The sequence below is a fragment of the Allorhizobium sp. Av2 genome (assembly GCF_021462805.2).
Taxonomy (GTDB): domain Bacteria; phylum Pseudomonadota; class Alphaproteobacteria; order Rhizobiales; family Rhizobiaceae; genus Allorhizobium; species Allorhizobium vitis_G.
Genome location: NZ_CP192696.1, coordinates 1,092,452 through 1,107,755, shown reverse-complemented (window position 1 = coordinate 1,107,755; position 15,304 = coordinate 1,092,452). Strand labels below are relative to the sequence as shown.

Genomic DNA, 15,304 nt, shown 5'->3' with positions numbered 1-15,304 from the left:
ATGGCTTTCTATGTCAGGAGCAAATTTTGCCAAACCGGATCCTTGAACGCGCGCATGGATGTAACGGAAAATCACGGCAGATGAATTTTTTGAAGACGCGGGAGAGCGGGCTCCACGTGAACCAAAACACAAAGGCGCACCTGTGCTGAAATTACTTTAGGCCGCCGCAGACACGACCCTGTTACGGCCTTCGGTTTTGGCCTGATAGAGCGCGCGGTCAGCCTGTCTTAACAATTGTTCCGGACTTGCGATCTCATCTCCCGCCGTAGCGATGCCAAGCGATGCCGTAACATTCAGTTCGCCCCCAGATTGCAACCGAAATGGCTTTTTCTCTACCATCTCGCGCAGGCGCTCGGCCACCGTACCGGCCATCTCTTGCGACGTATCCGGCATCACGACCACGAATTCCTCACCGCCATAGCGGCAGGCAAGATCGGCGCCGCGCACTGTGGCGCGAATACGAGCAGCAAACTCCCGCAGAACGTCATCGCCCGCCTCATGGCCATAGGTGTCATTGACCAGCTTAAACCGATCGATATCCACCAGGCACACCGAAAGCGACTGTTTGCGCAGGCTGGATCGCTCGAACAACACTTTGATATGGGTATCGAGATAGCGCCGATTGTGAAGTCCGGTAAGATCGTCGGTCACCGCCAGTTCGATGCTTTGCTGCACGCTGCTGCGCAGCCTGTCATTATACCGTTTGCGGCGTAGCTGGGTCAGCGTGCGCGCCAGCAGCTCATTGGTGTCGACCGGCCGGACAATGTAATCGTTGACGCCCAGATCCAACGCCCGCACGATCAAGTATTCCTCGCCTTGGTCGGCAATCAGCAAAATCGGAATGAAGCGGGTGCGGTCCAGCGACCGCAGCTGCGAACACAGGCGTAGCGGATCGTAATCCTCCAGCGTGCCATTAACGATCACCAGGTCGAAATTGCTTTCCGCCGCCTCAAACAGCGCGGCCTGGGCGTCGGACATCGCGATAACATCAGCCACAGGCTTCAACGCCTTGATGATGCGCTCCTGCGAACTGGCGCGGCTATCGACCAGCAAGACCTGGCCGACCTCGTCCATACGTCCATCCCCGAGATGAATATTGCTATCTATGCCGATTTTCTGCGCCGTCTCGGCGCGGATGCGCAATTCATCGGAAAGGGTTTTCAGCCGCACCAGGCTTTTGACCCGAGAGATCAATTGCAGATCATTGACCGGTTTGGTCAGAAAATCGTCAGCGCCAGCCTTCAATCCCCTCACCCGGTCCGAAGGTTGGTCCAGCGCCGTGACCATGACCACGGGAATATGGGCCGTACGCGGGCTGGATTTCAGCCGCTCGCACACTTCAAAGCCATCAATGCCTGGCATCATGACATCGAGAAGAACGACGTCCACCTGGGTACGGTCGCAGATATCCAGCGCCTTCAATCCGTCTTCGGCCGTCAATACCTCAAAATATTCCGCCAGCAGCCGGGCTTCCAGCAGCTTCACATTGGCAGGAACATCATCAACAACCAGAATACGGGCTGTCATCAGCCATCACCCCTTGAAGCAAGCCTGGCGCGCACACGCTACCGGCTCTGCATGGACATTGCGCCAACCCGACAGACTGACGTTTCATATAGAATTCAGAGCGCCTCGGTCCGTCAAGCATCTGCCCAGGTCTCAACGGAGATCGCCTATGGGTTTAAGACGCCCGCGCTACCTGCGCCTCAGGCGTCTCCCAGATAGGTCTTGATCGTTTCCAGAAATTTTGGCACGGAAATTGGCTTCGACACATAGGCCTCGCACCCACCCTGGCGAATGCGCTCTTCATCGCCCTTCATGGCAAAGGCAGTCACCGCGATCACGGGAATGACGTGCAGCTCGCTATCCTGCTTCAGCCATTTGGTCACTTCCAGGCCGGAAACTTCCGGTAACTGTATGTCCATCAGAATCAGATCGGGATGATGTTTGCGTGCCAGTTCCAGCGCTTCCATGCCATTGCGGGTCTGGATGGTCGCATAGCCCGACGCTTCGATCAGATCACGAAACAGTTTCATGTTCAGCTCGTTATCTTCAACGATCATCACCTTTTTCGGCATTTTCAATCCTTGCTTTCCCGCCCTCCATGGTGGATGACAGGCGTAACAGACATAAAGATTCATTCTTTTGTGAAATAGAATTTAGCGCGATTTGGTTGAGAAATAGGTAATTCTCCGGCACATTGCGACACAAGTCAGCCAAGACAATTTAACCGTGATAAACCGAAAATAACAATCGGTTTAAGCGAGTTGGCCGGATAGAACGAGCTGCCGGACGAAACAAACCGAAATGGGCATAGACTGTGCGAGACAAAGTGACGATCAAGACGGTTTCAGCAGAGCATGCCGAACAAACGGCGATTGCCGTTCTGGGTTGGCTGGCGAGTGAGCCGGACATGCTGGGGCGCTTTCTGTCCCTGACCGGCCTGGAGCCTCAGCAATTGCGCCTGGCCGTCAATGACCCGGAATTTCTGGCCGGACTTCTGGAGTTTCTCATGCAGCATGAACCAACCTTGCTGGAATTCTGCTCCGCCACACAGACCCGACCGGAAGATGTTATTGCAGCCTATCACGTCTATGTTCGGCCTGCACTTGATTCCGGTGAAATCTGATGGGCGAGATTGTCGACTTCAACCATGTCCGCCTGGCCGACCGGCCATTGCTGATCAGCGATGTCGACGACGTCGTGCTGGAATTCCTGGTGCCCTTCGAGGCCTATCTCGACAGCCTGGGCCATCGTCTCTTGCCGAAATCCTTTCGACTGCATGGCAACATCGTGTCAGCCAAGGATCAGCTTGCGCTGGAAGATCAGATCGTCACGGATCTCCTGCTGACGTTTTTCGAAAAGCAGGAAGAGTGGCAGACCCCGTTTGGCGATGCCGTGGCCGTGCTGCAGCGGATCGGCGAGATTGCAGATATTGTCTTTCTGACCGCCATGCCACCCGCCTTTACCGCCCAACGACGCCGTCTGCTGGATCGGCTGGGGCTGGATTTCCCACTCCTGGCCACGGAAAGCCCAAAGGGACCAGTCGTCAAAGCCCTGCATGGTGATCGGCCCCTGCCCTTCGCCTTTATGGATGACATGGCCCACAATCTCCATTCCGTGGGAGAACATGCCCCGGAATGCCTGCTGGTGCAGATCGGGCCTCAGTCTGAAATTCATCGCCACGCGCCTCCGCCCGGCCCCCATGTATTGCGTGCCGACGATTGGCACGATGCCAGCGAGCGGGTTCTCCGTCATTTCCAGGCGCGCATCTGATCCGTTCCCGTCTTTTACTTTTTGGGGGCTTGGGGATTAGCAGGGTATCCACTTGCAGGCCTTGAAAACCCGGCTTATGGTGGCGATGTTCAACTTATGTTCTCGCCCATGTCTGCTGCGCCGCCACTCCGTTCCGGCTTTTGTCGTGATTGCCTTTCGCTACAGGCGGAAGGCAAGCGGAGATGTACGGCTTGCGGCAGCCCTCGCCTCGTCTACCACCCGGAACTGTTTAAGCTGACATTGGCCCATATAGATTGCGATGCCTTTTATGCCTCGGTTGAAAAGCGCGACAATCCAGACCTGATCGACAAACCATTGATCATTGGCGGCGGTAAACGCGGCGTGGTTTCCACCGCCTGTTACGTTGCGCGCATCCATGGCGTGCGCTCGGCCATGCCGATGTTCAAGGCGCTGGAAGCCTGCCCTGACGCCGTTGTCATTCCACCGAATATGGAAAAATATTCCCGCGTCGGACGGCAAGTGCGGGCGATGATGGAGGAACTGACCCCTCTGGTGCAACCCCTGTCCATAGATGAGGCCTTTTTGGAATTGAAAGGCACAGAAACCCTGCACCACGCGCCACCCGCCCTTGTGCTGGCACGGCTTGCCCGGCGTATCGAAAGCGAGATCGGCATCACCGTTTCCGTTGGTCTGTCCTATTGTAAATTTCTGGCGAAAGTGGCGTCCGACCTGCAAAAACCCCGGGGATTTTCGGTCATTGGCGAGGCTGAAGCGATGGATTTTCTGGCGCCTCGCCCTGTCACCACGATCTGGGGCGTCGGCAAGGCCTTCGCCAGCACCTTGGAAAAAGACGGCATTCGCACCATCGGGCAATTGCAAACCATGGAGGAAAGCGACCTGATCCGTCGCTATGGCAGCATGGGCCAACGACTGGCCCGGCTATCAAAAGGCATCGACGACCGGGATGTTCATATCAATGACGCGGCTAAAAGCGTCTCCGCCGAAACCACGTTCTTTGACGATATTTCCCGCCGAGAAGACCTTGTCCCCCATTTGCGCAAGCTTTCCGAGAAAGTCGCCTGGCGATTGAAAAAGCAGGAATTGGCTGGACACACTGTTATCTTGAAGCTGAAGAGCGCCGATTTCAAACTGCGCACCCGCAATCGGCGGCTGGACGATCCGACCCAACTGGCTGATCGGATCTTTCGCACCGGTCTGCAAATGCTGGATAAGGAAGCCGATGGCACGAAATTTCGGCTAATCGGTATCGGCGTCAGCGATTTTGCCGATCCAAGCCTGGCCGACCCACCGGATCTGGTCGATCCAGACGCCGCCCGCCGCGCCAAGGCGGAAGCCGCCATGGACCAATTGCGGACGAAATTCGGCAAGGGCATGGTCGAAACCGGCTTCACCTTCGGCAGCACTAAAAAATAGCCACTATCAAAGCATTGCCCGTCAACTTTGTGTGAGCGGCCATGCCGGGTAAGCAATCGTTAAAGATCGACGTTTATTTTAGGGTTCAGCTTGCACGCGTCTGTATCCCTTGTGCGTTTTATAAAACGCATTGCGTTGTAGGCGTGTACCAACTGATTTCATGGCACATTGTTGCTCACATGATCAGGCGACCTTTTGAAGGCCCAGTTTTTCCCGGTTTACATAATGAGGGCACCATGACGGTCCGCACCATGTTTCGTTCGATGTTCCTGTCCGCTTCCGTGCTCGCGTTGAGCGCGACCCTATCGCAGGCCTCAGCCAGAGACGGCAGCGCATTGCAAATCATCGTGTCGAAACAGACGCAGTCTCTCACGGTCTATGATGGAAACCGGATCGTCGCCTCTTCGAAGGTTTCGACAGGTAAGGAAGGTCATACGACGCCATCAGGCATCTTCTCGATCATCCAGAAGGCAAAATATCACGAATCCAACCTTTATTCGAATGCGCCCATGCCCTGGATGCAACGCATCACCTGGTCCGGCGTTGCCTTGCATGAATCAAACAGTGTGCCAAACCGGCCAGCCTCGCATGGCTGCGTGCGCCTGCCCGGCCAATTTGCCCGTGAGCTCTACGGCATGACCCGACTGGGTGCGCATGTGCTGATCAGCGATGCCCCGGTCGCGCCAGCTCCCATCGAGCATCCGTTTCTATTCAGCCCGGCGCAACAACAGCAAGGCCCACAGATCCTGTCCGACGCGCGCTTGCGCGGTGCGGATGGCACAAGCAGCACGGAACCGGTGGAAGTGGCAATGGCCGATCTGCCCCGCCCCAAGCCCCCGACCGTAATTGCCGGACAACCACCTTTGAGCCTGTTAATCACCTTCCGGGGTGAAATCGAAACCATCCATGACGCCCAACTTCTCTTGCAAGACATGGGATTTGAGACCGGCGGTCACGATGGTCATGCCGGTCCCCTGACCCGCACCGCCATCCAGGGCTTCAAACGGTGGAAAGGTCTGCCCCTGAAGGGGCCACTTATTACGCCGACATTCCTGAGCGCTCTTTATCAAAGCGCTGGCAAGCCGATGCCACCCGTTGGCCAGATCTATGTGCGGCAGGCCTTCAAGCCGGTCTTCGATGCGCCTATTGTCATCGACCAGCCGGAAAAACCACTCGGCACACATTTTTTCGCAGCGAACCTGGAGAGTGCCAATGGGACGGCCCATTGGCAGGTAACCAGCCTTGAGCCGGCTCCGGCGGCCTCAAATTCGTCGATTGTCACCATTGGCAAGGCGCAGCCAACCGCCCCCGATGGGGTGGATACGGTTCTTAATCGTATTCACATCCCGGACGACATCCGCGAGCGTATTGAAACGACCATGACGACAGGCACCGTGATGACGATTACCGACCATGGACTAGGCCAGGATACGGTTGACGGTACAGACTTCATCACCTACCTGCCGGGATAACGGCAATGCCGAAATAATCCGCGTGGTCTGAGCCCGTGCCGCAGTTTTGCGAGAGCGACGCCACAAAGGTGCCTATACCAATTCAACATCCACCACGCCCGGCGCGGACCGCATGGCGGCGGCGATTTCGGGGGTGATGCGGAAACGTTGATTGAGTTCGACCTCGATTTCGCGGCGGCCATCCTCCTTGATCACCACGAAGGACACCAGTCCATCGCCCTTGGTGTTGAGATGGGCGGCCAGCGCCCGCAAGGGGCCGGAATCGCGCAGATAGACGCGCAGCGTCTTTTGCATCTGCAAGGATTTTTCTTCCAGAGATTGCGCCGTCTGGATACGAAGACCAATGCCTTCCGGTCGTTCTTCGGCAGCAACCGTGATCACCAGCGACTTGCCCGATTCAAGCAGGTCGCGATACTGATTCAAGCCCTCCGAAAACAGCACCGCCTCGAACTGGCCGGTGGCATCCGAGAACGTAACGATGCCCATTTTGTTTCCGGTTCGCGTCTTGCGCTCCTGCTTTGAAATCACCGTACCGGCCAGCCGACCCGCCGTCGCGCCTTGGCGCACAGCGCCAGAAAAGTCAGCGAAATTCTGCACGCGCATCTTTTCCAACAGCGGTTTATAAGTGTCGAGCGGATGGGCCGAGAGATAGAAGCCCAGAACCTGAAACTCCCGCATCAACTTTTCAGATGGCAGCCAGGGCGTATAGGTCGGAAACGAAATCCGCTCCGGCCCTGTGGCGCCGCCAGAGCCGAACATATCCGACTGGCCGCTGACGGCATTTTCCTGGGCGCGCTGCGCATAGCCGATGATCCGGTCCATGCCAGCCAACAGTTCGGGACGATCGCGGCCAAAGCAATCGAAGGCACCGGCAAAAATCAGGCTTTCAAACACCCGGCGATTGATCTGCTTCGGGTCGATCCGCAGACAAAAATCCTCCAGATCGGCAAAGGGCGTATCGGCGCGGACAGCCACGATATGCTCGACGGCTGCATCGCCGACACCCTTCAAGGCGGCCAGTGAATAGTAAATCCTGTTCGGACCGGTCTGGAAGTGCCTGAAAGACGTCTGCACCGAGGGCGGCACCACCTCAATACCGAGACGCCCGGCGTCCTGGCGGAAATCCACCAGTTTTTCGGTATTGGCCATATCGAGCGTCATCGACGCTGCCAGAAACTCCACCGGATAATGCGCCTTCATATAGGCGGTCTGGTAGGAGACAATGGCATAGGCGGCGGCGTGAGACTTGTTGAAGCCGTAATTGGCAAACTTCGCCAGCAGGTCGAAAATATTGTCGGCCTGGGGCTTTGAGACGCCATTCTTCACCGCACCATCGACGAAACGGGCGCGCTGTTTGTCCATTTCCTCCTTGATCTTCTTACCCATGGCGCGGCGCAGAAGATCCGCTTCACCGAGCGAATAGCCCGACAGAACCTGGGCCACCTGCATGACCTGCTCCTGATAGACGATAACCCCCTGGGTTTCCTTCAGCAGGTAATCGATGGTCGGATGGATCGATTCGATCTCCTCCTCGCCATGCTTGCGGGCATTGTAGACCGGAATATTTTCCATCGGCCCCGGACGATAGAGCGCCACCAGCGCGATAATATCCTCGATACAGTCGGGCCGCATGCCGATCAGCGCCTTGCGCATGCCGGCACTTTCCACCTGGAACACACCGACGGTCTCACCGCGTGACAGCATTTGATAGGTTTTTTCGTCGTCCAGCGGAATGGTCGCCAGATCGATCTCGATATCGCGCAACCGGCAGAAATCCACGGCGGTTTTCAGCACCGTCAGCGTCTTCAATCCGAGAAAGTCAAACTTGACCAGCCCGGCCTGCTCCACCCACTTCATATTAAACTGGGTAACCGGCATATCCGAGCGCGGATCGCGATACATCGGCACCAGCTTGGACAGCGGGCGGTCACCGATCACAATACCGGCGGCATGAGTGGAGGCGTGGCGATAAAGCCCTTCAATCTTCTGGGCGATATCCAGCAGACGGGCGACAACCGGCTCCTTCTCTGCCTCTTCCTGAAACTTTGGCTCTTCTTCGATGGCCTTGGACAGAGGGGTCGGATTGGCCGGATTGTTCGGCACCAGCTTGCAGATCCTGTCGACCTGCCCATAGGGCATTTCCAGCACGCGGCCAACGTCACGCAAGGCTGCACGGGCCTGGAGCGACCCAAAGGTGATGATCTGCGCCACCTGCTCGCGCCCATATTTGCGCTGCACATAACGGATCACCTCTTCACGGCGATCCTGGCAGAAGTCGATGTCGAAGTCGGGCATCGAGACACGCTCAGGATTGAGGAAGCGTTCGAACAGCAGGGAGAACCGCAGCGGATCGACATCGGTAATGGTCAGGGCATAGGCAACCAGCGAACCCGCACCGGAACCACGGCCGGGGCCAACTGGAATGTCCTGGTTTTTGGCCCATTTGATGAAGTCGGCAACGATCAGGAAGTAGCCGGGAAATTTCATCCGCTCGATGACGCCAAGCTCGAAATCCAACCGGTCTCGATATTCCTTTTCCTCGTAGCCTGGCGCCATGCCAAGCTTCGCCAGCCGGTCGTCCAGTCCCTCAATGGCCTGACGGCGCAATTCCCCGGCTTCGGCGCGCTCAGCCTCTTCCGGATCGTCGCTACCACCGGTAAAGCGCGGCAATATAGGGTTACGGGTGTCGAGAACGAAAGAACAGCGGCTGGCAATCTCCACCGTGTTTTCAAGTGCTTCCGGCAGATCGCTAAACAAAGCCTGCATTTCCTTGCGGCTTTTCAGATAATGATCCGGCGTCAGGCGAAACCGTCGGTCATCAGACACGATGGCATTATGGGCAACCGCCATCAATGCGTCATGGGCATCATAATCGTCACGGCTGGGAAAGAAGGCCTCATTGGTGGCAACCAATGGAATATCGTGATCATAAGCCAGCGCGATCATCCGGCTTTCATGCACCCGGTCATAGCCTTGGTGGCGCTGCAATTCGATATAAAGCCGATCCCCGAACAGGGATTTGAGCGTCTGAAGCCGCGACAGCGCCTGGGCTTGATGGCCGTCCTTCACCGGCAGATCGACCGGACCGCCTGCTGCACCCGTCAGGGCGATCAGGCCATCCGTGCCGATCTCCTCCAGCCAGGAGGCGGTGATATGCACAGACTGAGTGTTATCGCCCTGGAGATAGGCACGGCTGACCAGGTCCACCAGCCGCTCATAACCCGCCGGATCGGCGGCCAGAAGCACAATGGCGGGATATTTGGCAAGAGAGCTATTGCCCCGCTTTTCCTCGCTTGCGTCTTCCATGTCGATGGACAATTGGCAGCCAATGATCGGCTGCAATCCATCGCCGAGCGCCTTCTGGGAAAACTCCAGTGCGATGAACAGATTGTTGGTATCGGTAATGGCAATGGCCGGTTGCTGGTCAGACGCAACCTTGCTCAGGATCTTCTTCAGCGGCAGCGCGCCTTCCAGCAGCGAATAGGCCGAATGTACTCTCAAATGGACGAAACCTGGACCCGCCTTCACTACAGCCTGTCCGCTTGCGCCCATATCACTCATTGCATCCATCCTGCTTGCTTGTCGCCGCTACACACTGAAAACCGCCGCCATAAAACTTCTCGTTCAACCGAAATCGGCCCAAGGAAAAAGCAATGCAGCAGATGAAAGTGTTACCGCGTCCGATGTGCATTTAACAAAACGCACCGCGCTGTATGAAGGTTATTGTCCTAGGTTTGGCCCGCCATGTCCAGAAGACATCCAGCCTCACTGCCACCTATCCCCTTAAAGCGACGTGTGCCTTTGGCAGGCCCATCTAGGTCAGATCGCGCCAAGACGATGCCCGGCATTTCAAAAAGCCATCGCCAGAACAGACAAGCTGGCAATAAAAACAGCCAGCGATGCGAATGCGGCGATGTCATGCAGAATGTCACTCATAGCTCACTCCTGTCTGGTTATGTATTCACTTTGTTCTCCTTTTGTTTGTTCGTCAACAGAAATTTTTCCAATCATTTGTCTGCCGAAACCGGTTTCCATTTTTCTCTGACAAACTCTATGCGCCATACGAAAAGCCCGCCGATCAAGTGATCGACGGGCTTTGATATCTCTAATGTAAAAAGTTCTTTCCAGACCCGTGGGCAATTACAAATCGAAATCGACGATTCTGCCATCCTGGAGAGTGACGCAGCGGTCCATCCGCCGGGCCAGTTCGTGATTATGGGTCGCGATCAACGCCGCAAGGCCAGACTGGCGCACCAGAGCTTCCAGCGCGGAAAACACGTAAGCCGCAGTTTCCGGATCGAGATTGCCGGTCGGCTCGTCCGCCAACAGCAACAGCGGCGCATTGGCGACAGCCCGGGCAATAGCCACGCGCTGCTGTTCGCCGCCGGAAAGCTCGGCGGGCCGGTGGTCGCCGCGATGACCGATACGCATGTAATCAAGCAAAGCCTTGGCGCGCTTGCTAGCTTCCGGAATGCTCAGGCCTGCAATCATCTGCGGCATCATGATGTTTTCAAGTGCCGAGAACTCCGGCAACAGGTGATGGAACTGATAGACGAAGCCAATGCTGGTGCGGCGCATGGCCGTGCGGCCTTCCTCGGACAATTCATTGCAACGGGTGCCACCAATCAGCACGTCACCATCGGTCGGATGTTCCAGCAACCCGGCAATATGCAGCAGGGTGGACTTGCCCGTGCCCGATGGCGCCACGAGAGCGACGGTTTCGCCTTCGTATAATTTTAGTCCGGCACCTTTCAGAATTGAAAGCTTGGTTTCGCCCTCCCCATAGGTGCGCGAAACCTCCGAAATTTCAAGAACAGGGTTGTTCGCCATGGATCCGCTGTTCCTTATTCGTAACGCAGGGCTTGCACGGGATCGAGCCGGGCCGCCCGCCATGCCGGAAAGATGGTGGCGATAAAGGACAGGGTCAGCGACATGATAATCACCGAAACCGTTTCACCGAAGCTCATATCCGCTGGCAATTTGCTGAGGAAATAGAGTTGCGGATCAAACAACACAGTACCGGAGACCCAGGAGAAGAAATTCCGGATCGATTCGATGTTCAGACAGACCAGCACGCCCAGTCCGACGCCGGCGAATGTGCCAGCGATGCCGATGGCCGCACCTGTCATGAAGAAGATCCGAAGGATCGAACTTGAACTGGCGCCCATGGTCTTCAGAATGGCGATATCGCTGCTCTTGTCCTTCACCAGCATGATCAGGCCGGAAATGATGTTCAGCGCCGCGACGATGACGATCAATGTCAGGATCATGAACATCACATTGCGCTCCACCTGCAAGGCGGAGAAGAAGGTCTGGTTGCGCTGGCGCCAATCGCTGATGAACACCTGCCGGCCCGCTGCCGCCTCGACCTTGGGACGCAGCTCATCGATGTCGTCAGGATTGGTAACGAACAATTCGATGGATTGCACCACGCCTTCCGCGTTGAAATAGAGCTGCGATTCTTCAAGCGGCATATAGATAATCGAAGAATCATATTCCGACATGCCGATCTCAAACGTACCGGAAATCTTGTAGGATTTGACCCGCGGGTTGACACCCATCGGCGTCACGTCCCCCTCTGGCGAGACCAGCGTGATGGAATCACCCGCCTGCAACCCGAGATCGTTGGCCATGCGCGAACCAATCAGCACGCCTTGGCCGGACGTGAAGCCAACCATGTCGCCGGTCTTGATATTTGCCGCTACTTCCTTGAGCTTCAACAGGTCGTCCGGGCGGATGCCGCGCACCAGCGCACCCGTTCCAGCCCCGCCCTTGCCGGAGGCCAGAGTCTGCCCCTCGACCAACGGCAGCGCCATGGTGACCCCGGGCACGGCGGAGAATTTCTTGGCAAGATCGGCAAAGTCGGTGAAGGGACTATCGACCGGCTGAACGATCATATGCCCGTTTATGCCGAGGATACGAGAAATCAACTCGGTCCGAAAACCGTTCATGACAGCCATGACGATGATCAGGGTCGCAACCCCCAGCATGATGCCGACGAAGGAAAAGCCGGCAATAACCGAAATTACCGCCTCCTTGCGCCGCGCGCGCAGGTAGCGCCAGGCCACCATGCGCTCGAATGCGGAAAACGGCTTTGCGGATGACGGCACTGCGGTATCGCCTGCCGCAGAGCTTCCGGTTTCACTGCTCAATCTTGCCTCCTGGCGTCGCTCAACCGGCAAGACGGTTGATAGCGGCCTCGATGGTCATGGTTTCACGCTCGCCGGTTTTACGGTTCTTCAGCTCGACTTCGCCATTGGCGACCGACCTCGGACCGACGATCACCTGGTAGGGTACGCCGATCAAATCCGCGAGTGCGAATTTCGCACCGGCGCGATCATCGGTATCGTCGAGAAGAACATCCTTGCCGGCCTTGGTCAGCGCCCCGTACACGGTGTCGCATGCGCCATCGCAACCAGCATCCCCAGCCTTCATGTTGATGATGATAGCATCGAACGGCGCGACAGAAGCCGGCCAGATAATGCCATTTTCATCATGGGAAGCTTCGATAATGGCCGGAACAAGGCGGGTCGGCCCAATACCGTAGGATCCCATGTGGACAAGATGTTCCTTACCGTCAGGCCCCTGCACCTTGGCGCCCATCGGCTCGGAATATTTGGTGCCGAAATAGAAGATATGACCGACCTCGATACCACGGGCGGAAATCTTCGCGTCATCAGGCATGGCACCGTAAGCTGCCTCATCATGCATTTCGGATGTGGCGGCATAGTTTGACGTCCAGTCGTCAAAAATCGCCTGAAGGCCAGCAACATCGTCAAAATCGGTATCGGCAGCCGGAATGGCGCGATCCAGGAAGCTCTTGTGGCAGAACACTTCCGATTCACCGGTATCGGCGAGAATGATGAATTCATGGCTATGATTGCCGCCAATCGGGCCGGTATCGGCGCGCATCGGAATGGCCCGCAGACCAAGCCGGTCGAAGGTCCTGAGATAGGCGGTAAACATCTTGTTATAGGAGTGAATGGCGGCTTCCTTCGTCAGATCGAAGGAATAGGCGTCTTTCATCAGAAACTCGCGCGACCGCATCGTGCCAAAGCGCGGCCTGATCTCATCACGGAATTTCAATTGTATGTGATAGAGGTTCAGCGGCAGGCTCTTGTAGGATTTCACATAGGACCGGAAGATGTCCGTGATCATTTCCTCATTGGTGGGACCGTACAGCATGGGCCGGTCCTGCCGATCCTTGATCCGCAGCATTTCCTTGCCATAGTCGTCGTAACGACCGCTTTCCTGCCAAAGCTCCGCCGATTGCAGCGTCGGCATCAGCAATTCCACCGCTCCAGCCCGGTTCTGCTCTTCACGAATGATCGCATTGACCTTGTCCAGCACGCGCTTGCCCAGCGGCAGCCAGGAATAGATGCCCTGCGACTGCTGCCGGATCATGCCGGTGCGCAGCATCAGCCGATGAGAAACGATTTCCGCTTCCTTGGGATTTTCCTTCAGGATGGGCAAAAAATAACGGGAGAGACGCATACCGACTTCCATTGGTGAGGCGAGCCGCATTTCGTGCGGAATCAGCCGTATATCTGGTTTTTCTTGAAGCCTTCTAACCGTTTCGCACGCGGAAGAAAACCCGCCACGTCCGTTTGTTCACGGCGGCGAAGGATAACAAGGTGCCGCGCAAGATCCGCTTCATACAGAGACACCTTGAAGATAGACTTGTCCCGACTGGCTCAGGGCTGAACACCCGGCAAAAGCACCAAGGCCTTGCACCAAAATCGGGGCAAATCACTCTGACCTGAGCATTCGCTCAAAGCCTAACCATGTCAAAATATTGACAAATCAGCAAAAATTTCCAGCGGGAATTCTTTTTTTAGAAAGCTGTAACAAAAATGCAAAAAGTTGATGACAAGTCTGCCTTGTTGAGCTAGTTTACGCTCACAAAACAGGCAGAAAGCTTAAATTTCTGCCGAATTCGCGGTTAAAGTCTTGGGAGGATCAGATCTTAGGCGCGGTCATTCGCAGCCCCTTAATTGGTGAAAGGTCACGCGACATTTCAATAACAAGGTCTTCGGGCCTTGTTTTTTTTTGCCCATACGGTGTTTCCGCTTACAGGACACACGCATTGCTTAGCGAATATCGGGGCTTAGCGAATATCGAGCCTCAGCGAATATCAGGCATAACGTGCGGCAGATCGGAAAAACTGAAGCCGAAATAGCCCGACACGAAATTCCAGCCAAAAAAGATGACGGCGGCAACAATCGTCGTGGTGCCCATCACCCGCCAGAAGCGGAAGCCTGCTGGGGCGCTGGCCACAGTGCCTGGAACGATGTCGCTTTCTTCGTCCTGCGTCCGCACTCCAAAGGGCAGGACAGCAAACAGCGTGACCCACCAGAGAATGAAATAGATCGCTCCACCGGTAACCCAGGACATCACTCTTCCTCCCCGAAATGCACCCCGAACACAGTCGCAAGAACACAATCTACAGCATCGGGCCGAAAAGTGAAAACCGGTTCTGGGGAAAACCCGAGCCTATCGTGTGCGCCTTTCACACTGTGATTCTACAATCCGGCAGCTTTGGAAAACCAATCAACGCGGATTGCGAAGTAGGCCTTCAGCCATGGCGCGGAAAGCCTCGACCGCCTTTGGCAAGACATTTTCTGGATCGTCGCTGGCCGCAATCCAAAGTGCCGCATCAAGGGCGGCCCCGCTCAGAAGCCGTGCGGCGGCTTCCGCATCAACCGGCTTTAGGACTTCCTGAGCAATAAGGCTCTCCAAGGCCCGCCGGGTGATCTGAAGACAAGTGTTCTGGCTTGGCCATTGGGAGGGGTCACCCAACACTGCCGGGCCGTCAAGCAACACGATACGCTGCACCTCCGGCTCCATTGCCATTTCGATATAGGCCACGCCCTCAGCCAGCAGGCGCTGCCAGTCCGTCGCGGCATGAAAACCGATTTGCTGGGCGCGCGCGGCCATTTCCGAATCGATCTGGTCGACAACCGCCGCCAGCAGACCGCGCTTGTCGCCAAAGTTATGATACAGCGCACCGCGCGTCAGCCCCGCATGGGCGGTCAACTCGTCCATGGACGCCGCCGCATAGCCCTTTTCAGCAAAGGCTTTTCGTCCAGCCGCGATCAACTTGACGCGGTTTTCCTCCATGGTTTCTCGTCGGGACTTTGCCATTCAGACCTCACTTCATA

Annotated in this window: 12 protein-coding genes; 4 read left to right on the top strand and 8 right to left on the bottom strand. The window is 56.4% G+C overall.

Annotation, left to right across the window (positions count from 1 at the left end; translation table 11 throughout):
* Nucleotides 1-156: 156 nt before the first annotated feature.
* Together FS819_RS05265 and FS819_RS05260 are read right to left on the bottom strand one after the other, a co-directional pair.
* Nucleotides 157-1,527 carry a PleD family two-component system response regulator gene (locus FS819_RS05265; RefSeq protein ID WP_156550711.1) on the bottom strand — a complete coding sequence of 457 codons (1,371 nt, stop codon included), beginning with the start codon at nucleotides 1,525-1,527 and terminating at the stop codon, nucleotides 157-159.
* Between the two features lie 179 nt (nucleotides 1,528-1,706).
* Nucleotides 1,707-2,078 (bottom strand): response regulator, encoded by a 372-nt coding sequence (locus FS819_RS05260; RefSeq protein WP_015915677.1) that lies wholly within the window; start codon nucleotides 2,076-2,078, stop codon nucleotides 1,707-1,709.
* 335 nt (nucleotides 2,079-2,413) lie between these two features.
* Here FS819_RS05260 and FS819_RS05255 point away from each other — a divergent pair, with 335 nt between their 5' ends.
* The 4 genes from FS819_RS05255 to FS819_RS05240 all read left to right on the top strand — a co-directional run bounded on the left by FS819_RS05255 (nucleotide 2,414) and on the right by FS819_RS05240 (nucleotide 6,143).
* On the top strand, nucleotides 2,414-2,629 hold the full coding sequence (locus tag FS819_RS05255; protein ID WP_233741798.1) for a DUF3572 domain-containing protein: 216 nt from the start codon (nucleotides 2,414-2,416) through the stop codon (nucleotides 2,627-2,629).
* Nucleotides 2,629-3,276: a hypothetical protein gene (locus FS819_RS05250; RefSeq protein ID WP_156550712.1), complete on the top strand. Its 648-nt coding sequence runs from the start codon at nucleotides 2,629-2,631 to the stop codon at nucleotides 3,274-3,276. The genes FS819_RS05255 and FS819_RS05250 overlap by 1 nt, the downstream gene beginning before the upstream one ends.
* A gap of 108 nt (nucleotides 3,277-3,384) precedes the next feature.
* Nucleotides 3,385-4,671: a DNA polymerase IV gene (locus FS819_RS05245; protein WP_156550713.1), complete on the top strand. Its 1,287-nt coding sequence runs from the start codon at nucleotides 3,385-3,387 to the stop codon at nucleotides 4,669-4,671.
* 236 nt (nucleotides 4,672-4,907) lie between these two features.
* Entirely contained in the window at nucleotides 4,908-6,143 is a 1,236-nt protein-coding gene (locus tag FS819_RS05240; protein ID WP_156550714.1) for a L,D-transpeptidase family protein, read from the top strand.
* Nucleotides 6,144-6,215: 72 nt separating this feature from the next.
* On the opposite strand, the gene dnaE is transcribed toward FS819_RS05240, so the two are convergent.
* The 6 genes from dnaE to FS819_RS05210 form a co-directional block, all read right to left on the bottom strand.
* Nucleotides 6,216-9,704, bottom strand: coding sequence for a DNA polymerase III subunit alpha (gene dnaE, locus FS819_RS05235; RefSeq protein WP_156550715.1), 3,489 nt, complete (start codon nucleotides 9,702-9,704; stop codon nucleotides 6,216-6,218).
* A gap of 579 nt (nucleotides 9,705-10,283) precedes the next feature.
* Nucleotides 10,284-10,973 (bottom strand): ABC transporter ATP-binding protein, encoded by a 690-nt coding sequence (locus FS819_RS05230; RefSeq protein ID WP_015915671.1) that lies wholly within the window; start codon nucleotides 10,971-10,973, stop codon nucleotides 10,284-10,286.
* A 14-nt stretch (nucleotides 10,974-10,987) separates the two neighbouring features.
* Nucleotides 10,988-12,295 carry a lipoprotein-releasing ABC transporter permease subunit gene (locus tag FS819_RS05225; RefSeq protein WP_015915670.1) on the bottom strand — a complete coding sequence of 436 codons (1,308 nt, stop codon included), beginning with the start codon at nucleotides 12,293-12,295 and terminating at the stop codon, nucleotides 10,988-10,990.
* A 19-nt stretch (nucleotides 12,296-12,314) separates the two neighbouring features.
* Nucleotides 12,315-13,637: a proline--tRNA ligase gene (gene proS / locus FS819_RS05220; RefSeq protein ID WP_156550716.1), complete on the bottom strand. Its 1,323-nt coding sequence runs from the start codon at nucleotides 13,635-13,637 to the stop codon at nucleotides 12,315-12,317.
* A gap of 630 nt (nucleotides 13,638-14,267) precedes the next feature.
* Nucleotides 14,268-14,537, bottom strand: a complete 270-nt coding sequence (locus FS819_RS05215) for a DUF1467 family protein (RefSeq protein ID WP_060715757.1) — start codon at nucleotides 14,535-14,537, stop codon at nucleotides 14,268-14,270.
* Nucleotides 14,538-14,693: 156 nt separating this feature from the next.
* Nucleotides 14,694-15,287: a TetR/AcrR family transcriptional regulator gene (locus tag FS819_RS05210; RefSeq protein WP_156550717.1), complete on the bottom strand. Its 594-nt coding sequence runs from the start codon at nucleotides 15,285-15,287 to the stop codon at nucleotides 14,694-14,696.
* Nucleotides 15,288-15,304 lie beyond the last annotated feature (17 nt).

Excerpts from the sequence above, each read along its gene's own strand:
- FS819_RS05265 (WP_156550711.1), bottom strand. The coding sequence starts at position 1,527 with ATGACAGCCCGTATTCTGGTTGTTGATGATGTTCCTGCCAATGTGAAG.
- FS819_RS05260 (WP_015915677.1), bottom strand. The coding sequence starts at position 2,078 with ATGCCGAAAAAGGTGATGATCGTTGAAGATAACGAGCTGAACATGAAA.
- FS819_RS05255 (WP_233741798.1), top strand. The coding sequence starts at position 2,414 with ATGCTGGGGCGCTTTCTGTCCCTGACCGGCCTGGAGCCTCAGCAATTG.
- FS819_RS05250 (WP_156550712.1), top strand. The coding sequence starts at position 2,629 with ATGGGCGAGATTGTCGACTTCAACCATGTCCGCCTGGCCGACCGGCCA.
- FS819_RS05245 (WP_156550713.1), top strand. The coding sequence starts at position 3,385 with ATGTCTGCTGCGCCGCCACTCCGTTCCGGCTTTTGTCGTGATTGCCTT.
- FS819_RS05240 (WP_156550714.1), top strand. The coding sequence starts at position 4,908 with ATGACGGTCCGCACCATGTTTCGTTCGATGTTCCTGTCCGCTTCCGTG.
- dnaE (WP_156550715.1), bottom strand. The coding sequence starts at position 9,704 with ATGAGTGATATGGGCGCAAGCGGACAGGCTGTAGTGAAGGCGGGTCCA.
- FS819_RS05230 (WP_015915671.1), bottom strand. The coding sequence starts at position 10,973 with ATGGCGAACAACCCTGTTCTTGAAATTTCGGAGGTTTCGCGCACCTAT.
- proS (WP_156550716.1), bottom strand. The coding sequence starts at position 13,637 with ATGCGTCTCTCCCGTTATTTTTTGCCCATCCTGAAGGAAAATCCCAAG.
- FS819_RS05215 (WP_060715757.1), bottom strand. The coding sequence starts at position 14,537 with ATGTCCTGGGTTACCGGTGGAGCGATCTATTTCATTCTCTGGTGGGTC.
- FS819_RS05210 (WP_156550717.1), bottom strand. The coding sequence starts at position 15,287 with ATGGCAAAGTCCCGACGAGAAACCATGGAGGAAAACCGCGTCAAGTTG.